Source organism: Flavobacterium sp. PLA-DH12 (assembly GCF_059511845.1).
The window spans coordinates 213100-233855 of record NZ_JCAMPD010000004.1 but is presented as its reverse complement, the minus strand read 5'-3'; the positions used below and the strand labels follow the sequence as shown (position 1 = coordinate 233855).

Annotated in this window: 14 protein-coding genes; 8 read left to right on the top strand and 6 right to left on the bottom strand. The window is 38.9% G+C overall.

Features of this window, described 5'->3' with window-relative positions:
* Window positions 1-81: 81 nt before the first annotated feature.
* Window positions 82-384, top strand: a complete 303-nt coding sequence (locus AC5ZCW_RS09700; protein WP_496119407.1) for a hypothetical protein — start codon at window positions 82-84, stop codon at window positions 382-384.
* Window positions 385-764: 380 nt separating this feature from the next.
* On the opposite strand, the gene AC5ZCW_RS09695 is transcribed toward AC5ZCW_RS09700, so the two are convergent.
* Window positions 765-2285, bottom strand: coding sequence for a transglutaminase domain-containing protein (locus tag AC5ZCW_RS09695; protein WP_492445331.1), 1521 nt, complete (start codon window positions 2283-2285; stop codon window positions 765-767).
* A gap of 92 nt (window positions 2286-2377) precedes the next feature.
* Here AC5ZCW_RS09695 and AC5ZCW_RS09690 point away from each other — a divergent pair, with 92 nt between their 5' ends.
* Window positions 2378-4180, top strand: coding sequence for an O-antigen ligase family protein (locus AC5ZCW_RS09690; protein ID WP_496119405.1), 1803 nt, complete (start codon window positions 2378-2380; stop codon window positions 4178-4180).
* Window positions 4181-5221: 1041 nt separating this feature from the next.
* The gene (locus tag AC5ZCW_RS09685) at window positions 5222-5473 is read left to right on the top strand and encodes a hypothetical protein (RefSeq protein WP_496119403.1); all 252 of its coding nucleotides are present in this window, start codon (window positions 5222-5224) and stop codon (window positions 5471-5473) included.
* Window positions 5474-6244: 771 nt separating this feature from the next.
* On the opposite strand, the gene AC5ZCW_RS09680 is transcribed toward AC5ZCW_RS09685, so the two are convergent.
* Window positions 6245-7537: a PIN domain-containing protein gene (locus AC5ZCW_RS09680; RefSeq protein WP_496119401.1), complete on the bottom strand. Its 1293-nt coding sequence runs from the start codon at window positions 7535-7537 to the stop codon at window positions 6245-6247.
* A 469-nt stretch (window positions 7538-8006) separates the two neighbouring features.
* On the opposite strand from AC5ZCW_RS09680, the gene AC5ZCW_RS09675 reads away from it, so the two are divergent.
* A complete protein-coding gene (locus tag AC5ZCW_RS09675) occupies window positions 8007-8336 on the top strand; it encodes a DUF6965 family protein (RefSeq protein WP_496119399.1) in 330 nt (109 codons plus the stop codon).
* A gap of 356 nt (window positions 8337-8692) precedes the next feature.
* On the opposite strand, the gene AC5ZCW_RS09670 is transcribed toward AC5ZCW_RS09675, so the two are convergent.
* Complete coding sequence (locus AC5ZCW_RS09670) at window positions 8693-12490, bottom strand: hypothetical protein (protein WP_496119397.1); 3798 nt, start codon at window positions 12488-12490, stop codon at window positions 8693-8695.
* 534 nt (window positions 12491-13024) lie between these two features.
* Window positions 13025-13528: a hypothetical protein gene (locus tag AC5ZCW_RS09665; protein WP_492445321.1), complete on the bottom strand. Its 504-nt coding sequence runs from the start codon at window positions 13526-13528 to the stop codon at window positions 13025-13027.
* A 638-nt stretch (window positions 13529-14166) separates the two neighbouring features.
* On the opposite strand from AC5ZCW_RS09665, the gene AC5ZCW_RS09660 reads away from it, so the two are divergent.
* Entirely contained in the window at window positions 14167-14397 is a 231-nt protein-coding gene (locus AC5ZCW_RS09660) for a DUF6965 family protein (protein ID WP_433831341.1), read from the top strand.
* 40 nt (window positions 14398-14437) lie between these two features.
* Here the strand turns inward: AC5ZCW_RS09660 and AC5ZCW_RS09655 are convergent, their stop codons facing one another.
* Window positions 14438-14578, bottom strand: a complete 141-nt coding sequence (locus AC5ZCW_RS09655; protein WP_433831343.1) for a hypothetical protein — start codon at window positions 14576-14578, stop codon at window positions 14438-14440.
* A gap of 300 nt (window positions 14579-14878) precedes the next feature.
* Window positions 14879-15325, bottom strand: a complete 447-nt coding sequence (locus AC5ZCW_RS09650) for a response regulator (RefSeq protein WP_496119395.1) — start codon at window positions 15323-15325, stop codon at window positions 14879-14881.
* A 439-nt stretch (window positions 15326-15764) separates the two neighbouring features.
* Here AC5ZCW_RS09650 and dinB point away from each other — a divergent pair, with 439 nt between their 5' ends.
* From dinB to AC5ZCW_RS09635, 3 genes are read left to right on the top strand one after another with little or no spacing between them, the layout of a single operon-like run.
* A complete protein-coding gene (dinB, locus tag AC5ZCW_RS09645) occupies window positions 15765-16946 on the top strand; it encodes a DNA polymerase IV (RefSeq protein WP_496119730.1) in 1182 nt (393 codons plus the stop codon).
* Between the two features lie 3 nt (window positions 16947-16949).
* Entirely contained in the window at window positions 16950-20006 is a 3057-nt protein-coding gene (locus AC5ZCW_RS09640; protein WP_496119393.1) for a DNA polymerase III subunit alpha, read from the top strand.
* A gap of 56 nt (window positions 20007-20062) precedes the next feature.
* Window positions 20063-20683: an alpha-ketoglutarate-dependent dioxygenase AlkB family protein gene (locus tag AC5ZCW_RS09635; RefSeq protein ID WP_496119391.1), complete on the top strand. Its 621-nt coding sequence runs from the start codon at window positions 20063-20065 to the stop codon at window positions 20681-20683.
* Window positions 20684-20756 lie beyond the last annotated feature (73 nt).

Sequence of the window (20756 nt, the reverse complement as noted above, 5' to 3'; positions counted from 1 at the left end):
AAAATAAAGAATTCGGATACTGTATATGTCTATTTTAAAAAATCGAATACTCAATTACACTATAAGGAGAATACTAATAATGTGAACCAAGAATATGATAATTATTTTTTTTTATTGAATTGCACCCCTCATGGTTCTTTACAATTTGCCCACCACTATTCCTTTAGCCCTGGAGTGAAATATGAAAAAAAATCGTTTTTAAAAAAAAATAAAGACCTTATTGCGACGTATGAATTCCTTAATTTGTTAAATATGGAAAAAATTAATGAACTTCTTAATAATTTTAAAGAGGTTTACATAATAGATGAGGAAGATTTCAATAATCGGAAAATTAAACTGAAAAAAATAAAAGTAATGGGTAATGTCCCTAATATTGAAGAATAGAATAGCTTAAATTTTGGATGTGCAAAAAAAAAACAAATTCAATTTTTAAACATCAGCAAGCGAATAGCTTGCTGATGTTTTTTTATTTCATATTTATTTTGCCATTACTTAAATTTTAATTCTTTTATTTAATTTGTGCTAAAACTTATATGGCATATTTTAGATGATTAGGAAACATTTTCTGTAAACCCTGACCTTTTAGATTTTAGTTTTTGTCGCATTGAAGAATAGCTGCCTTGTTAAAAATACTGTTGCCATTTTATTCAAATGAATATATTTTTTTATTTGTTCACTAGCTATATTGTGAAAAGAGACTAATTTATAAGATTCTAAATCATTGCAATAAAAGGCATGTTCCAGATCAGCATTTAAGAAAAATATTAATACCATGTAATTGTGCCGGTTGTTGGGTTTACAGTAAATATTCTTTCAAAAAAATTCGGTTTTAAAGGAGCTATCAGAAAAAGACCATTTTTTGGAATTTTGGCGTAAATAATATGGTCATCTTCCAGTGCGGTCTGCTCTTCCACAAGCTGCCATTTTTCATTCCAAACCAACAATTGATACTTTTCCCCCTTCATTATCTGAAAGGCATTGTTATCCGTATATTTGCTTTTTTCTTCATTTGATCTTGATAGATTAGCGGTGTATAAATCTTTAAAATTAGGCTTTAAAATAGTTTCTTTACCCTTTTTGTCTAATAAAACGGGGAAGTTTACTAATTTCATTTTCCCTGAATTAAACACGCCTGGCAAATAGACTATATCTCGCCCCATATTTTTGTAAACACAATTTTTGCCGATAATTTTTGCCCAAAATATTGGTCTCCATTCTCCCACATTAAAAACATTGATGTAGCCGATCTTTGCATTTTCAATGCCATTGAAAGTGTAATTGATATCACTTACGTCAATATATTCAGATGTTACATCTAAAATGTTTTTGCTTTTTAACTCATTGGGGATTTCACTTTCAGGGATTATGCTAGCTAAATTGCCTGGTTGTTCAGAATAAGTTACTCTATAAACTTTTCCCATTCTCTTCGAATTTGGATTCCAAGAATAAGGATAGTTTTGATTTCCATTAAAAGGAATATTAATTCCTTTGTTGTCAATTACAGTATTCCAATAGTGCCTATTTGAAGATGCGGCAAAATGAGGCGTGTAATCAAAAGTCACCGCTATTCCTAATGCTCTGGAAGCGAATAAAGCCACATTTGCAAGATCTTGACACGTTCCTTGCCTCCAAAATAAAAGTTCACTAGGCCCTAAAAAGGGTTTTGGATCGAATCGATTTGTGACAAAATCAAAATGTTTTAGATTTTCAATAACTTTTGAGCATAATTCTACTGGATCATTCGGATTTTGCATATCATTAGAAAGTTTTTCAAAAGCCAATTGGTATTCTGATCTCCAATCTTCAACAGGTTCGGTTATACTGCGGTAAGGCAAAATATATTCGCAAAACGTTTTGAAATCATAATCTTTTGACCACGGGTTATTTTTCCATGAATAATATGCTAATTCAATGTTTTTTATCAGCATTTTTTTATCAATTACATCAACATCTTGGATGATTTTTTTTTGTGGCTTTATACCAATTTCTTTTTTTAGAATAGTAAACTCTTGCTTTGCTTCTTCAATATCTTTAAATTTAGCTGCTTCAAATTTGATTGGATTATCCTTTTCATCCAACCAAATATTAGACACAGAATAATGATTTGATATATTGTCAGTTAAAAATACTGCCGCCTGATATAGTTCCTTATTTTGAGTTTTTTCAAAATAATTAAGGATTTCAGTTCGATCTGCATGCGATAACTTTTTAACTTGAGAAAATGATATTAAGGAGCATAATGTTAATGCAAGTAAAGCTAAAAGATTTATTTTTCTTAAAAACATGATATTTATTTAAAGTTTTCAATTTAACAAGAATAATGCAATGCAATCTACTAATTAAATTGTTAAATTTGAGCATTAACGAAATTTAAATAATGGAATTCAAAAAACTTTTTTTAGTAAGAAATTTGACAGGAATAATCGAGGTGATATTTTTAATTTTGGTTTTTGCAACGCCCTTTATATCATATTCTTCTATACTTTTTTCGATCAAAGACGGTCAAGAGCTTTTTTTTGTAACAGTAACTTCATTTTTTACTGTTTTTAAAGGATTTGATATATATAAAAGGAAACAATTAAATATATATACTGCCGATGTATTATTTTTTCTATTCACTTTTTATTGTAGCTGCCATTTTTTCAAATTTTCATACTATAGTACATTATATACTGGATTCTGGGTCTTTATCAGCTATATAATTTTATTTTATTTGTTTAGGCTTCTTTATAGACATCAAGAGACTAAAAACAAAAATTTCAATAAAACCATATATTTAATTTGGGGATGCTGTTTTGCCCAATCAATAATAGCCTTAATGCAGAAATTTGAGTTTTTAAGCTCTAAAAATGATTATTTTAGCGTAGTTGGCACCTTTATAAATCCTAATTTTTTAGGCATCTATATGGTGATGGGATTATTAGCTGCATTATATCAAGCTGTTTTCTTTGCATTAAAGACATGGATTTATAAGACAGTTTTATTTGCTTCTTCTTTTTCGATGCTTTATGTGCTTCTAATTACCGATTCAAGAGCCTCATGGCTGGCTCTTTTTATAGGGATACTAACTTTACTGGGGACTTCGGAATCATGTCTTCTTTTTTTTAAGAAAAACATAAAAAAAGGAATGCTTATTATGTCTTTTTTTTTCATACTCCTAATTTCAAGCATATATCTATTATACCAGATTAACAAAGAGTCTGTTAATGGCCGGTTTTTAATACAAAAAATCACATTGATGAAGATTGAAGAAAAACCTATTATGGGTTATGGCAATTTTAATTTTACCGGTATTTACAACGATTCAAAGGCGATATATTTTAAAGATATAAATAGAAATTGGGAAGAAGTAAAAGTTTCTAATTATATTACTATATGCTATAATGATTATCTGCAAATTTTATTTGAAATTGGGATTATTGGATTAGTACTAATAGTCCTGATTATAATGTCTGTTTTTAATAATATGGAATTTAACAGATATACCAGATTTGGCATTTCAATTTTTGCGGCGCACTGTTTTTTAGCCCTATTTACCTCAGTGCTGTATAATCTTAATGCTATGATTTTTGTTGTTTGGGCTTTAGCGATAGCATTTAGTTTCAGTGGAGAAAACAGGAAAAAAATGACTGTAATTGCCAGTGGTGGATGCATTAAATTCTTAGGAGCCTCGATAATAATTTCTGGAGCTTTAATATCAATATTGTTTTATACTAAAACACAATCGCTAACTAGTTTCAATCAGGTTCTGACAGGAGAGAATCAAAAATTCTATTATAAATTAAATGACAGATCAATAAAATGCATTCAAGATGATGCTTTCGTTGAATTTAAAATTGGTTTTGAAAAATATAGAGAAGGTGAAATTAAACTGGGGATAGATATGATGGAAAATTCCATTAAAAGATGTCCAATTCCAGATGCCCTTATTGCTATGGCCAAAGTATATGAAGAAGTTGGGAATTTAGTGAAGGCTGAAGAATTGATGAAATTTAGCATTTATATAGAACCATTCAGATTTCAGCCAAGAATAGAATTGCTGCAATTTTATATTCAAACAAATCAAACCATAAAAAAAAGGAAACTGGCGCAAGAAATAATTAATTTACCAGTAAAAATTAAATCGGAGAAAGTTGACTTATACAAGGAAAATGCCCGCAAAATTTTGATTAATCATTAAAATAGTCTTATTGTTATGAAGGAAATCATGAAATTGATATAATTTATTCCCCATAAGTTTAGCATGAAGCTGACGAGATTGAACCAATTGATTTATACTAGTTTTTACAATATTAATTTAAGAGGCTAATGCCAAAATCAAATGATAATCCTCACAAAACTGGTTAGATATTTGATGCTTCACGCTACAAAATAGCAATTTAAACATACTTAAGACTATCACTTTTAGATTTATGGCAAAATCATCGCATATCATGATTTTAAAAAACAGAAAATCAGCAAAATCAGACTTGCCGGCTTTAGGTTCGAAACTGTATACCGCTTTTTTGTTCTATTTCTTTTTTATGGTTTAACAGGTTCGAGTCCTGTTCCCGCTACACAGACAAAAAGCTTCAGAGAAATCTGAAGCTTTTTTGGTTATTTACATGTTTTGAGATTGCTTTGTGGGCATGATTACAAATCTGCTTGATTACTTTTGAAAAAAATATGTCTAATAAATCATGGTTTTAAACAATTGGAACTCCTACCCAATACAGTATAAACATTGTTGCAATTGTTATTGCAATACTACACAAGGTAAGAACACGCCAATAAGTTGATCTCCCATAACCATATCTCCAAATTCTTTCACCCGTTTCATTTCTATAAGATTTTAACGTGAATTTCGCAATTATATAAGTTGAAATAATAAATATTAAAATTGTAATTGACCAAAACTTAATCATAATAAATGTTTTTTTAGATGGTTCTAAAGATAAGCATTTTTCTACATTTTTTGAAATGAATCATTTAGTAAATATTTTTATCAAAATCATATAAAAAGATGCAAATTATAAAACTATTCTTTTGTTTTTTTATAATCCAAATAACTACCTAACTGCTTTCTTTTACAATAAATAATTTTAAAAAATCTTTGAATTCTCTTTAAAAAAACAGCTTAATTAAATGAATACGGCTCTATAAGCTGCGAACTAGTTCTAGGAGAAGAAACACTTTCCGAAAGACCCGGCTCTGCGGCTGCAAAAGTAAAACCAGCTCTAAAATGATTGAAAATTTCATGATATTTGAATTTCCTGCCGTTATTTTTTTTAATATAACTGCTGCCCGGCTGAAGCAAAAAATTGGTTTATTCCAAATTGTCCTATTTAACTTTTTAGCCCCGATAGAAGCGGAAATCCTTCTGTGCCGGGGTTCGGCGCAGAAGATTGCAGCGGATAGCGGGAAAAAGCTCCTGAAAAACAACATTAAACCTAAAATAATACAACCGGTCCTGCCACGTATCACAGGTGCATAAAGGATTTAAATGAATACGGCTATATAAACTGCGTCCCAAAAAAAAATAGAAATCAAAAAAGCGTCATTTATTTTCTCGTTTAAAAGGCAGGTTCTGATATAGTTTTAAAATTAAACTTAAACATCGAAATAATACAATGTAGAGGGTTAACAAAAATATATCTATGAAACTATTAATGCAGCCGGCAGGCATCTCAAACTAATTAATCATCACCAGCCGCGAGAATATAATTTGATTTAGGAGAAAAAGTACTTTCTGAAAGACCAGGCTTTACAATTGCAAAAGTAAAACCATCTCTAAAATGATTTAAAATTTCATTATATTTGAATTTCCTGTTCTTATTTTTTTTTATTAAAATTGTTGCTCGACTGAAGCAAAAAATTGGTCTATTTCCCGAATTAAGCTCCTCAAGAAATATAAAGATAAAACAGGAAATATTTACGAGCGAACAGTAAATGCCTTTAAAAATAAGAATGTCTATAAAAATAATCCTTCACTGATACAACAGGATTTAATGCAAGAAGCAGAAAATCATTTTCATTCATTTGGAAGAAATCATTATGAAGGAGTTTTGAAGCAGGCGCTTGCCAATAATAGAACATTTTTAAATTTATTCCATTAAATAGTTAAAAAAACTCATCTTACAACAGCACATAATTTCATTCAACTTAAATATTTTAAGTCCTAAAGAATAATGAGTAAAAAAAAAGGAAAAGGCGCCTAAAATATTCAGGCGCCTTTTGTTTTTAATGCCATTTTATTTTTTTTTAATCAGACCACCTTCGCAAATCGTCCTTTATCTGTAACTACTCCATATACAACTTGGACAATTGCTGTCTCGCTTTCATCCAAATCTTCTATTATACTCCTCCTTAGATTATCTACGGAAGCATATGTCGGAGCTACTATTACGAGCCTAAAGCGATCCATTTTTTTTATTTTCATCACCACTCTTGCTTTTTTCATACGTTCCCTTATCCTATCCTTCACTTTGAACCTAGACATGTTGGCCGTTGAAAGAACTTCTACCCCTTCTCTCGAATCATCATCCTCAATGAGAAAATCCGGGAATCGGCTGCTTCTGACTATCAGCTTGTCGCCTTCAGTTTCCCTAAGCCACTCGAAGACCGCATCCTCTGCCTGAGAACCTTCCAATACTAGAGGAAACACATCCCCATCAAGATCCATTTCTAATTCCTTTATCTGGACTTCGGAAACTGCTTCTTCTGCGGCGCCTAAAAGATCCAGAAGTTTTGACAATTTAATGATGTGCAGCGTCTTATCGTCGGTATGGTTCTTAAACTCGGTTATAAGTTCAAACCTGGGATAGAGAGACTGGCTGTCGCTTCTGTAGAACCAGTCATTCTTCTCATCGCCAGAGACAAATACAATATCCCTGTTTCTAGTTTTCGCCACCTCCAATATCGTCTTCCAGATTATCAGATCGCCCACGCCATAATCGTCTTTTTTTTTATCTTTGAAGCCTGGAGGAATACTGTGCTTGTTCCTTCTTTCCAGGTCCTTCAGTATCTCGTCCTGCGATATGCTTAGCTCCTGAATGAATTCCGGCTTGAATAGTTCCTTGTAGACGACGCTTACCGGATCATCCCAGCGCCATTGCCTGATCCTCTCCAGAATCTCATCTATTTTTTTGGAATACTTCTTCTGCTGCTCCTGGATCTGCTTTTCAAACTCCAACGCCTCCTTGTATTCCGCAAGGGATTCCAGCAGCGGATATTGCGGCATCACCGGCTTGCTGATCTTGCTCTTTAACGTAATGAGATGCTGAAACAGCGTTTTGATATGCTCCGGCCTGTTCTTTGCAAATTCCCTGGCGGTCTGCGCAGGAATCAGCAGCTGGCCCTTTGCAATCAGTTTAGAGAATGCCTTTTTTATTTCCCCAAATCCCGAACTTGAAGTCGCATACGGGAGAAGCAGTACATTGGTATCTATAATAAAGATGCAGTCATCTTTGATCTCTTCAATGGGTTTAATATCGACACTGAAGATAGCAGCTGCATTGGGATATATCTCATGGTGCAGAAATGCATTTTCTTTATCCATAACAATTATAGTCGGTTAGTTAATTTCTAAAGCTAATATAAGAGTTTACAGTTAAAAACGATTAAAAAACAGCACAAACATTAAGTTTACACCGCTTTAACACTTATTATTAACTCATATTAATCAATACTTATTTTGACTTGTTTAAAAGTGGAACTGCTATTTTTAGGGCCGCAAAAATTAAATCAGTTTTTTATACCTATTCAGTAATTCAAATTTTGCGGCAAAATCAAGGAAAACGGATTCTACTTTTAGCCCCGATAGCAGTGGAAATCCTTCTGCGCCGGTGTTCGGCGCAGAAGATTGGAGCGGATAGCGGGAATAGCTCCTAAAAAACATTTTTCAAACTTCAAAATACCCGCCGCTTTAAAACCTGAAAGCCATTATCTACTGTTTGAAGCCAAAAACATCCTGATACAAAAGCACTGCATCCCTTGACAGGACAGCCGTTTTTTAGTAATTTTGCCCCATGAACCACGAAGAGATAAAACGCTATTTTGAGAACAATCCCCCGCCTAAGGAAATAAGACTGACTGAATGGGCAAATATCACCGATACTCAGGTTTTTCTGAGGAGCTGCTACAGCACCATCAGAAACTTCAACGGCCCCGTGGATAGATGTCCAGCATGGTGGCATCTGAGAGATTTTTATATTCTGATGAAAAAAACTTCTCAGCAACCCCCTTTAGGTGAACAGAATATGGAACAGACTGCTGCAGAACAAGCCACCGCAGAAACTATTGCGGATGCTTCCCCGAATGAAACAGTTACGGAAACTCAAGCCGAAAGCACCGAATAAAACCTGCCCGATAAAATCACTTACTTATTAAAGCATCAGTCCTGCCTTCATCTGCAGGGCTGTTTTTTTTTGGGACAAAGAAGAAATTTCCTTTTGGCTTAGCAGCAGAAGGAAAATTTCACATTTAAATCAATCGAAAAAGCCTGCAATGGGCAGGCTTTTCCTTTTAAGATTTTCACAATTTCATTCCACAAAAAACTATGGGAACTTTCATTATTTTAAAATATTATTAAAAAAAACAGCAGCATAATGCACCATAATTTAGTACCGCTTATATCCTCACATTTTAAACAGTTTTATACAAGTACTGGCCTTTTAGACAAGAAATTTCCATAAGCTTTAACTGCCAAAATGTTCTATAGGCTTCTCAACAAGGCGCTTTCGTCCGCCCTTTTCGCATCTGACCTGTAATGGTCTGCCAGCTCCTTGAAGATTAATGAAACGTTTGGATGGGTGATTTTCGTTTCTTCAAACAAAGAGTCGAAATATCCTGCTCTGAACCTTTCTATATTGCTACCCTCAAACGCACCCCTGCTTGTGAATCCTAAATTATTTGAAATCTGGATCCTAAATGACAATATAATATCATCGGTTCCGACTTCTTCAATAATATCATAAATTTCAACAGGATAGCCGGTTCCTTCCTCCATCTTGATTGGAGGCTTGGCAAACAGCTTGCCTAATTGGTTATCGGCACTCTTCAGCCTGTAACTTTTCTCAGCCAGTTCCCGTACCTGCGTCACCCAATTCCTCAAAATCTCCAAATTTAAAGAACCGCCGGCAGTCTGCGAAGGTATTACATTAAACGAGTCCAAAATTTCCCATGCGGCCCTCACGATTTCCTGAGATACAGGACCGTGCTCATTTTGCTGCAATTCAGCTTCCCTGAATTCATCATCATCAGGAAGGTAAACCTGGCTTAAAAGTCCAAAGTACTCCTCAGGATTTTGCGACATCAGCTTATATAGGTTTTTAGGTTTAGGAGCATAGGAACTGCCTCCAGTGAAAACAAAAATAAATTTCATCTCCATTTTAGCGGCCCTTTCCAGATCGTAGTCTTCTTTCGAATACAGCAGATCCAAAAGGTTTCTAAAGTAATCATGTTCAAATTGTGATGAATCTCGGTACTCGGCGATAGAAACCCTTTCAAGCGCGCTTAATATTTCTTCAGATGTCAGTGCTTCCCTCAGAGAATAAGCGGCCCATGCCAATGTATTTATCATGGTAATACTCTTGCCATAGTACGTCAGCTTGTCAAGGGCAAAGAACAGTTCGTCTTTATCTTCTGTATAGATAAACCCCTGCTGTATCTCCCAATACAGCTTCTGGACATCTTCATTTTTCATCTCTTCTATAAATTTCCACAACTCGACCCTTTCTCGCATGGAATCAAGGAAATTAACAGTCCCCTGCACCGAAAGGCCGGAATCCATCAGTTCTTTCAATATATCAATTTGAGGCGCCAAACCGTTTCTGCCTTCTGAAATTTTTATAAAGGCCTGTACAACCGCCAATACCTTTACTTCCTCACTTTCAATCTTCTGACAGATATAGAGCCTGTCCCCTGAGCCAATCTTATCTGATAAACCAAGAACATGGCCGTATAGATATGGATATTCCAATGTGCAGGCCAATTCAAAGATTTTCGGGATACCATATTTCTCTATAACACTTTCCACAAACTCAAGCCTTTTAGCTGCGATTTCTTCCCCATGCTTTGTATAATCGGCATTCTGCCTGCCCGACATAAACTGCGGAAAGTTTTCCTCAAAAAGATAGGAATCATTCAATACATCGACCTCAGCCTGGAATTTCAATGCCGTTTGTTCCAGCTTGTCGGTTATAACTGCAGGAAGCGCCCAGTGGGCGGTCTGATGAGTTCTATGGTTTCCTATCAATTTTCGAAAGTGGTGAAAGATCAGTTTCTTTTGTTCGGCCTCAAGCGATAAGGCTGTCTCTATGGCTTGTAATGCCTGATCTATCCTGTCCCATTCCATATCATCCAATAGATTTATCAGGGCTAAAATCCTATTGATGCCGCCTTCAGACATTTCAACAATCTTGTTAAGACAGAACGCCCGGATGAAAGACACTTCGCGCTGGCTGACCTGTATCTGCCTAAGTTCGGAGAAAAGCCTCCATTTTGGACGAGGAGTATGAAATGCGGTGTCATGCTTACTGTCCACTAGATTATAAAGCAGGGAATACAGCTGATCAGGATATCTTTTGATCAGGATTTCCAATATCTTTATTCTGTCTTCAGCATTCGTATTTGTCTGGGGATACCATGCCCTGTATATGTTTTGGAGACTATTGAACGGCGTGTTTGTAGTCGGCAGCTTAGAAGGGGACATTATGACCAATTCGCACAATGCATTTGAGACCCTCATCAGATGCTCCGGAAACCAGGCAGTAATATCCAGGCACCACAACAGAGGAGCCAGATCGTTTGATGCATGCATAAAACCTTTTTCCTCTTCGAAGAAGCCCAAAACGGATTTGTCTTTTATAATCCTTTCCAGATTTCTTAAAAAAACTGATGGCGATGCTTCCGCCAGCAGCATTAAATTAGTTGACATCGAGCGCCATACCACAATGTCCATCTCGAATAAACTCTGGCAAATACCATAAGCATATGATGTAACGTCCGGTATGGAATTTATTCCGTAACTTTCTCCAAAGACTGCAATGGCAACAAGTGTTTCGCATAGCCCTTCACGGAGATTCGGCGAAAACTTTGTCCTGTTTCCGCGAGTCTGAAATATTTGTCCGCGCTCACCTGCTGGCAGAGAGTATTTATAAAGCACTTCGCTTAACACTTCAAGGCAGGCCTGCTGAAAATTTGCAAAATCATCAGCAGTTGCATATTTTGCAAAATAGAGCCATGTATCTGTAGGAGAAACAAGTCTCCAAATGCCGTTTATATAATATACAGGAGAATCTTCCAGTGTGGCCAAGACCTTTAGGAACTGATTATATTCTGTAAAGCTTTTACCTGTCAATTTTTCAACAATCTGTTTATCCCCGTCAAAATCTTCTGAAAAACGATTAAGAAGTAGCATCGGCATAATATCCCTGGATTCTATGCTTTCTGTATATTTTGGTCTGGTGCCCTGATCGAATTTCAGCAGTCTTTTTAAAACGGATATATTGCGTCCCGAGCTTTTCATAAGAATATCTGCCTGTTCATGGTCTATACCCATTTTTCTTAACCCTGCTTCGAAACTTTCACGCGATACGATGGAGAGCTGGATTTTTTCAGGTTTATTGACCTCTTCCGAAAGACTTATCGGAACAATTATTTTATGTCCTTTCTCAGCTGCCTCACGCAGTTCCATGCCTTCCAGCTTAAACTTTGCAATTATCACCAGCTGCTCATCAGTCTGGATAAACCTATGAAAGGAGTCCCTATTATCTATGACTACAGTTTTCAAACTTAGGATATCATCCTGCTGTAGTATTACTGCCAGAGGAAACGCTGCCGCTTCATCAGTGGTAATGGATTTTATATACAGTACTTTCTCTTCCCCTGCCAAAAACGCCTTCACTGTTTCAGCTTCGTTTTTGCGGCTTTCTCCAAGCAATATTTCAGGTACGATTTTAAGGGAACCGCTTTCACTCCAGAGCTTCCAATACTGATCTATGGTATAAATGCCTAAAGTCGGTTTTCTTAATTTTTCTGCCAGCCACAGTTCAACGCTCGGGGCAAGTTCCAGCCATTGTTCGATATCTACCGCATCAATATATACAACATCCTTCCAAAATCCGTCTAATTTCTTTTCAGCTGCCCAACCGCCTTTATCGCGGTATTTTTTTGCATTTATATTTACATATGTTGTAACAGCAGGATCTTTACCAAGAGGATTACTTTTCCTTTTTTCATAATCCTCATCGGCTTTGCCCTTTTTGTTGTCCGTTGTTCCAAATTCCCAGATGCTGTCTCCTGAGGGGACAAAAACATTCGAGGTATCCGTTGAAAGCTCTCCATCAAATCCGCCTGTATATACTTCTTCTCCGTATGGAAAATGAATATTCTTTATGCTTTTTTTATCTATTGTTGCTAAAATCAGTTTTCTGACTAAATGAGGCAGATTGTACTTGCAGTCTACGGAGTCGGCCCATTTCTTAATATCAATCGTATCAATAAATCTCATATGTATAATTTTATTTTTTATAAAAATTAAGTAAAGTCAAATAATTTCCCGGTTCTTCACGCAGCTTTAGTGTTTCATAATTAACAGCAGGTAAATAGTTAGTTTTCAGACAAACATAAAGAAAGCTGATTACTAAATTTTATGGTTTTCCGTAATTGTAGCTAATTCATATGCAGTGACATCGACTGCCGGCTAGAATCAAAATAAAAAACTTCAAAAATTGAAGAACAATCTGAAAGAAAAAATCCACCCCTAAGTAACTAACTGACTTTTAAATAGCCTGCCTATTTAAATAAATGCCCAAGGCAATCCATTTTACTGTCACTGGACAAAATCATAATTAGAAAACATTATTAAAAGAAAGCTTTACTGCAATATTCTAAGACCATCAGCAAAAAACATTCTTCAAGTTTTTTTTCCGCTACTGGAACAAAAAAATTCAGAAAAATCTGTAGTTTTTTTTTGTATACTTGATTTTGAATAGCCTGCCTTGTTCGCGAGCATGACGCTCACGCCAGAGAGTCCTTTTTTTATCTACTTTCGAATTCTTATCCCTTGTTCTTCTAATTTTAATAATGCGTGGATTTCTGGCATATCTTTACCTTTAGAAGAACAAAAGTCTAACAAATCATAATGTATTACACGTAGAATACTTTCTGCTTTATCGGAAATATCTTTAATTTTATGAAACAATTCCTCTTTTATGTTTCCGGCATTGAAATTTTCTTCATTTCCAATGATAACTTTGTGAACCAGCCAATTCCTTTGCTTTAAAAAAGCATTTAAGTCATTTTGCAATGACAAATTATATAGTTCCTCTTTAATTGCAATTTTAATAGCCTGGCCTAAAGTATAACTCTGGTATTGTTTTAAACATTCATCTGCTTGTTCTTTTGTTTCTGCGGGATTCATTTTAAGAGTAATTGAATAACTCAACGCCTGTTCAACCATTTGGGTTTTCAATACAGCTTCGCCAAGAAAACAATACAAATTAATTTCATTATTGTTGGATTTTATTTTTACAACATTTTTTTCCATAACTGGCGCTTTGTTTTTGATTAGAATCAGTAATTATCTATTTAGGTATTAATTACTCAAAAATACTTCTTTAGTACGCAGTGATTTTGCGCAGTAAAAAATAATTTTTCATGAATTTGCTTAAGCGATCACGTAGATTTGTAATCCGCGACTGTAAAATATAATGTTAACGGATAAAAAAACAACCCAATTATCCCTTTCTTGAAGAGGACAAATTTTTAAAAGTACCTCCAGAGAATTTTCAATGCATATTTCTAAGATGCAAATGCAATAATAATATAAATAATGTTTAATAAATGGTTAGATAATTAATTTCTTCCCTCCAAAATAGTAAGTTAAATATACTGAAGACTATCAACCTAAATTTTGTGGCAAAATCGTGGCACACGGTGTTTTTGAAAACAAGAAACACAGCAAAATCAATGCTTTACGGCTTTAGGTTCGAAACTGTATACCGAAACAAACAATAAGTAGGAACCAATGGTGAAAGATTTAAAAAGCAGCCTTTGCAAAACAGATTGACAATTCTATGATGCTCAGTCTGATGCAGAAAATTGAAACTGAAAGAGCTAAGATATTACGGTCCTTCTAAGGCTTTAGGTCTTGACAGACTTCTGCTTTTTGGCTAATTTTGCCTTATGAATCCCGAAGAAATTAAACGATATTTTGACAATACGCCTCCTCCTATGGAGGTGGATTGGAAGCCATGGGCAAAGATTACCGATTCCCAGCTTTTTTTAAAAAGCTGCTATACAGGGATAAGGACTTTCAACGGCCCTTTGGAAATGTGCCCTGCCTGGTGGCATCTTAAAGATTTTTATCTACTGATCAAGCGAACCGCTCCTGAAGAACAGAAGACAGAGCCTTAAATATATTTTTTCAGTTTTGTAAAGCGGCAGGGAAATGCTTTTAGGCAATTTGGGTAATCAGCAGGACTGCTATAAAAGAAAGTATCGAAAAAACCATTGCATTGATGATCATGCTTTTTCTTTTTACTGAATCCTGCGCTTTTTCTATTTCACTCGTTCTTTTCTTTTCGTGCGTTTTCATGATATGATATTTTAATTATTTGAATAAGCGCAAAATTATTACGCAAGGCAGAGAAACATTTACAGCTTTACCTTTCCATTTATCATAATTCGAATTTTATCGAATGATGCCATAATGAATTTTCTGAGTGCAGAAATTTTTAAGGATACCAGGAATTCTCCATTTTTCTTTATTTGCTTTAGCGAATCAAAAAAGAGGCCGGAAATAGGTTAAACTTTGGATGCAATGGATTCTCATATTGATCTGTGATTTTCCGAACGATAAAGTTTTTGTTTTCTAGGCATAATGCGGATATATTGCTTAGGCTAGCAGGAATCTGTTGCTGTTTTTTTGGATGCTGCTCCAATCCATTTCAAATACTTTCTGGAGCAGGTCTTTCAGTCCCTGAAAAGTGCTTGGCTTCACGGCATAGAAATCAGCGCCGAGCTTATGGCAGAGCTCGATATTATCAGCGTTATTGCTTGTGGAGAGCATAATGATCTTTACTTCTTTCAGGGCATCTTCCCTGCTTCGGATTTCCGCAAGGCAGTCAAATCCGTTCTTGATGGGCATATTGATGTCCAGAAAAATCATATCAGGCAGGCGGTCCTTGTTCTTGTCAAGCGTATGGAGCAGTTCCTGCCCGTCGCTCGCGCCCTGGACGACAGCAGGAAGGCTTAAATCCTCGAGGGCATCTAAAAACAGCAGCCTGTCATCCTCATCGTCATCTGCGTGATAAATAATTTTATGGGTATTCTGATGTGCCATCGCTTTCACATTTAGGGCAGTCCAAGGCAGGGCCTTGGTAATCTGCAAGAGTTATACTTAAAGAATCAATAAGGCTCTGCAAATAGGCAAACGATAGAATTATGTCTTAAGATGTATGGTGAAAAGCAAATATACGGCTAATTTTTAGAAAAAGCGCTGCAAATCCTCCAGATACCTCCAAAATAATCAAAATATAACGCAGTCCGACACCTGCCTTAACATAAATTTCATCCCGGCATTCTTCCCCGATGCCAGCGCCGGACTAAAACTGCCCTCCCTTTGCGTAAATTCTGAATAAAGCGGAAAAACGCAAAAAAAGCACGATTTCAGAGATCCTGAAAAATAAGGATTTTTGAATTTTGTTATTATTTAGAACATTTAATTTTTAAAAATTGTTATTACCTGTACTAATTTTGGTTTGTATAAAATGATCAAGATTATGAACCGGGCAATTGTACACATCGACATGAACACATTTTTTGTCTCCTGCGAAAGGCTTGCCAATTCTGAGCTTAACGGCATTCCGCTCATTATCGGCGGGGGTGAGCGCGGCGTTGTGGCTTCCTGCTCGTATGAGGCACGCCGTTTCGGGGTGCGCTCGGCCATGCCGATCCAGATGGCGCTCAGGCTCTGTCCGCAGGCCAAAGTCATGAAAGGCGATATGGAACTCTATTCAAGGCTCTCCCATGATGTGACCGAAATCATTCAGGAGAAAGCCCCTGTGGTGGAGAAAGCCTCCATTGATGAGTTCTATCTGGACATCACCGGAATGGACAAATTCTACGGAAGCTACAAATGGACCGATGAGCTCGCACAGCGCATCACAAAGGAAACCGGGCTTCCCCTCACCTTTGCCCTTTCAGTCAATAAAACGGTATCGAAGATCGGAACCGGTGAAGGAAAACAGAAGCAGAACCTGGAGATCCCCGAGCATCTTGTGCAGTCTTTCTTGAACCCGCTCTCGGTGCGCAAAATACCGATGGTAGGCGACAAGACCTTCCAGCTGCTCTCCCGCATCGGGATACGCACCATCAAGACCCTATCGGAAATGCCTGCCGAAGCGCTGCAGCGCATGATCGGACAGAACGGCATCGAACTCTGGAAAAAAGCAAATGGCATTGACAACAATCCCGTGGAGCCCTATACGGAAAGAAAGTCGATCTCCACCGAACATACTTTTTCCCAGGATACCATTGATATCGATAAACTGGGAAGGGTTATCCTTGGGATGGTCGAGAAGCTTTCCTATCAGCTGCGCTCCGAACAGTGGCTCACTTCGACCGTAACGGTCAAGATCAGGTATGCCAATTTTGATACCGAAACCAAGCAGTGCAGGGTCCAGTATACTTCGGCTGACCATATCCTGACCCAGACCGCAATGGATCTTTTTGACAGGCTCTACCAGCGCCGCATGCGGCTGCGTCTGATCGGGGTGCGTTTCAGCGGACTGGTTCGGGGGACCTACCAGATTGACCTCTTCAATGATACCGAAGAAATGCTGGCGCTCTATCAGGCCATGGACCGGATGAAAAACCGCTACGGCTTTGATGCGGTGATGCGCTGCGCAGGAGCCTCCTTCAAACCCAATACCAAAAATGAAATTCTAAAACGCAAAAAATAAATCATGTATCTCAACTGCCATTCCTTCCACTCCCTTCGTTATGGCACCATACCGCTGGAAGACCTGATATCCAAGGCTGCGGCCTTGGGTGTCAAGGCTATGGCACTCACTGACATTAATACCGTGACAGGAATCTATGACTTTATCAAGGGATGCCAGGCTGCAGGCATCAAGCCTGTTGTCGGGATGGAATTCCGCTCAGAACATGAACTGCGCTATATCGGGCTGGCGAAAAATGCGGCAGGACTTGCCGAGATGAACCGCTTTCTGACCCGCCATAATTTTGAGAATACCCCGCTTCCTTTGTCTGCTCCCGACTTTGAAAATGTTTTTGTGATCTATCCCTTGGAGAATGTGCCAGCTGTTCTAAAGAAACATGAATTCATCGGCCTGCGCCCCGAACAGCGACAGGCGCTGGTGCTGAGCAGCTGGAAGACCAGAATAGACAAGATGGTTGTGCTCCAGCCTGTTACCTTCCGCACCAAAACGGAATACAAGCTGCATAAGATACTGCGGGCCGTTGACCTGAATGTGATCCTTTCGCGCCTTTCTGAATCGTATTACTGCAGGCAGACGGAGGTTATGGTGGATATGGAGAGGATCCTAAAATGTTATGAAGACTATCCGCAGATCATTTCCAATACGGAAATGATTATTGGGCAGTGCGATTTTAAGTTTGATTTCAAAACGCCGAAAAACAAGAAATACTACACCAATAACAAAAAGGACGACTTGCAGCTTCTGACCACCCTTGCCCAGCAGGGGCTGGAATGGCGCTATGGGAAAAATAACGCGGAGGCAAAATCAAGAATGTTCCGGGAGCTCAAGGTAATTGACCAGCTGGAATTCAGCGGTTATTTCTTAATCACATGGGATATCATCCGTTTCAGCAACTCACAGGGGTTTCTGCATATAGGGAGAGGAAGCGGCGCCAACAGCATCATCGCCTACTGTCTTGGCATCACCGATATCTGTCCTCTGGAACTCGACCTGTACTTTGAGCGTTTTCTGAACCTGAACCGCAAGAGCCCTCCGGATTTTGATATCGACTGGAGCTGGAAGGAGCGCGACGTGATCCTGGAATATATCTTTTCCCGTTACGGCTGTGAGCATGTGGCTTTCTGCGGCACCAATGTAGAGTTCAAATACCGCTCCATATTCCGTGAGGTCGGCAAGGTTTTCGGGCTTCCAAAGGAAGAGCTTGATGCGCTCGCCAAAAACCCGATGACCCTGCATCCGACAAATGAAGTGGTCCGAGAGGTGCAGCGCTATGGAATGATGCTGGAGAAATACCCCAACCAGAGAAGCATGCACTCCTGCGGGATCCTGATTTCCGAAGAGCCCATCACCAATTATTCCGTGCTGGAGATGCCTCCCAAGGGCTTTCCCATAGTGCTTTTTGATATGCATACGGCCGAAGATATCGGCCTTGAAAAGTTTGATATCCTGAGCCAGCGCGGAATCGGGCATATTGATGACAGCGTTAAGCTCATTGAGAAAAACCGCGGACTGCGGCTCAATATTCGTGACACCACCATTTCAAAGGATGAGAAAAGCTGCAACAGCTATCTTTCGATGGGAAAGACCATAGGCTGTTTTTATATCGAAAGCCCTGCCATGCGGGGCCTGCTGCGCCGCCTGAAATGCGACAACTATAAAACCCTTGTGGCTGCCTCCTCCATTATACGTCCCGGGGTGGCACAGTCGGGAATGATGAAGGAATACATCTTCAGGCACAATCATCCAGACAAGTTTGAATATTTCCATCCGGTGTTCGAGCAGCAGCTCGGGGAAACCTACGGCATTATGGTCTATCAGGAAGATGTGATCAAAATTGCCCTGCATTACGGCGGGCTTCCGGCCGCCGACGGGGATATCCTGCGCCGTGCCATGTCGGGAAAAGGGCGTTCCAAAGCGGCGCTGCAGAAGGTAAAGGACAACTTCTTTGCATCCTGCGCCGCGCAGGGGCATCCCATGGCGCTGAGCCAGGAAATATACCGTCAGATCGAGTCCTTTGCCGGCTATTCGTTCTGCAAGGCGCACTCAGCCTCCTATGCCGTGGAAAGCTACCAGAGCCTGTATCTGAAGGTGCATTATCCCATCGAGTTTATGGTGGCGGTGATCAACAATCAGGGCGGTTTCTACCGCACGGAGGTGTATGTGCATGAGGCGAAGATGTCGGGGGCCGCAGTGCACAATCCCTGCGTGAACAAAAGCGAGTTTGAAACTACGCTGTACGGATCTGATGTATATCTGGGTTTCATGCACCTGCAGAGCCTTGAATCCAAAACAGCCCTTCTGATCCAGCAGGAACGCGAAAGAAACGGGCTTTACAGATCACTGGAGGATTTCATCAACCGCATACCCATCGGCATTGAGGCCATACAGATCCTGATTTTCATCGGCGCATTCCGCTTCACAGGAAAAACAAAAAACCAGCTGCTGGTCATTGCCCGTCTGATCCTTGTGAACTTTAGACCTGAGAACCGCACCCCGATGCTGCTTCAGGAGCCTGTTAAGGAATTTGTATTGCCAGAGCTGGAGCGCTCCGCTTTTGAAGATGCCTTTGATGAGATCGAGCTTCTGGGCTTTCCGGTCTCCTGCTCCCCTTTTGACCTGCTGCAGACCCCTTTTAGGGGCAATGTGATGGCAAAGGACCTTTTGGACCATCATAAAAAACAGGTGCGTATGCTGGCCTATCTGATCTCTCGCAAGCATGTGCCCACAAAGATGGGCGCCATGTATTTCGGGACCTGGATAGATGCTGAAGGGCAGCTTTTTGATACGGCGCATTTTACCGACAGCCTGGCGTCGTATCCTTTTCAGGGAGGCGGATGCTACCTGCTCTTGGGCAGTGTTGAGGTGGATTACCATTTCCCGACCATAACGGTCACCAAGATGGCCAAGATGCCCTTTATCCCGGATCCACGCTATGAGCATGAGAACGACTGGAAATACAGAACGCAGCAGAAAATACGCGAAGATGTGAGCATGACCCATCGCGCGCCCTATCCGCAGGAACATGAAATCAATATTCCAAGGCTTAAAATGAGCAATTGACAGGCTGTTTTTTGGCTTTACGGCGGCAGTCTAATATGAACTAAAAAAATAAAGAGATGATGCTTTTTGATGACACCGAAATTTTTTCATCGGGTAATGGCGGCAGAAGAATATTTGACGTCCCCGATGCCGACCTGCTGCTGATTGATAATTTTTTCAGCAAAGCCCAGTCCGATCATTATTACAATGTCTTATATCATGGCACCCAGTGGAGGGAATATGAAATGCCGATGTATGACAAGGTGGTCACGGCTCCCCGCATGATCTCATGGTACGGGGATTCGGGCAGGCCCGAACGCAGATCCAACCCCGACTGGCCTTTGGAGCTGCTCCAGATCAGGGAGCGTGTGGAAAAGGAAACCCGCATAAACTTTAACGCCGTGCTGCTCAACCTTTACAGGGATGGCACCGATGGCGTGGGATGGCACAGCGACAAGACTTCATCGAGCAACAAGGACATGAACATAGCTTCCGTGACTTTCGGGGAAACGCGCCTGTTCCGCCTGCGCCATAAAACGCTCAAACATATTGCGCCGATAGAAATTCCGCTGCACCATGGCACCTTTCTGCTCATGGCAGGCCATACCAATACCTATTGGGAACATCAGGTGCCCAAGACCGCCCGTCCTGTCCTGCCAAGGATCAATCTTACTTTTCGACAGCTCAGGGAAACCTAAGTTTTTTTTATTGTTTTATTGTTTTTGATTTATGGGGCCTTATTCTTTCATGCCTATCGCCCTTGATCCAGTG

Bases quoted from the DNA above. Each gene is read 5' to 3' on its own strand.
- AC5ZCW_RS09640 (WP_496119393.1), top strand. From the start codon at position 16,950: ATGTATCTCAACTGCCATTCCTTCCACTCCCTTCGTTATGGCACCATA.
- AC5ZCW_RS09685 (WP_496119403.1), top strand. From the start codon at position 5,222: ATGATTGAAAATTTCATGATATTTGAATTTCCTGCCGTTATTTTTTTT.
- dinB (WP_496119730.1), top strand. From the start codon at position 15,765: ATGAACCGGGCAATTGTACACATCGACATGAACACATTTTTTGTCTCC.
- AC5ZCW_RS09650 (WP_496119395.1), bottom strand. From the start codon at position 15,325: ATGGCACATCAGAATACCCATAAAATTATTTATCACGCAGATGACGAT.
- AC5ZCW_RS09665 (WP_492445321.1), bottom strand. From the start codon at position 13,528: ATGGAAAAAAATGTTGTAAAAATAAAATCCAACAATAATGAAATTAAT.
- AC5ZCW_RS09660 (WP_433831341.1), top strand. From the start codon at position 14,167: ATGAATCCCGAAGAAATTAAACGATATTTTGACAATACGCCTCCTCCT.
- AC5ZCW_RS09695 (WP_492445331.1), bottom strand. From the start codon at position 2,285: ATGTTTTTAAGAAAAATAAATCTTTTAGCTTTACTTGCATTAACATTA.
- AC5ZCW_RS09670 (WP_496119397.1), bottom strand. From the start codon at position 12,490: ATGAGATTTATTGATACGATTGATATTAAGAAATGGGCCGACTCCGTA.
- AC5ZCW_RS09655 (WP_433831343.1), bottom strand. From the start codon at position 14,578: ATGAAAACGCACGAAAAGAAAAGAACGAGTGAAATAGAAAAAGCGCAG.
- AC5ZCW_RS09675 (WP_496119399.1), top strand. From the start codon at position 8,007: ATGAACCACGAAGAGATAAAACGCTATTTTGAGAACAATCCCCCGCCT.
- AC5ZCW_RS09680 (WP_496119401.1), bottom strand. From the start codon at position 7,537: ATGGATAAAGAAAATGCATTTCTGCACCATGAGATATATCCCAATGCA.
- AC5ZCW_RS09635 (WP_496119391.1), top strand. From the start codon at position 20,063: ATGATGCTTTTTGATGACACCGAAATTTTTTCATCGGGTAATGGCGGC.
- AC5ZCW_RS09690 (WP_496119405.1), top strand. From the start codon at position 2,378: ATGGAATTCAAAAAACTTTTTTTAGTAAGAAATTTGACAGGAATAATC.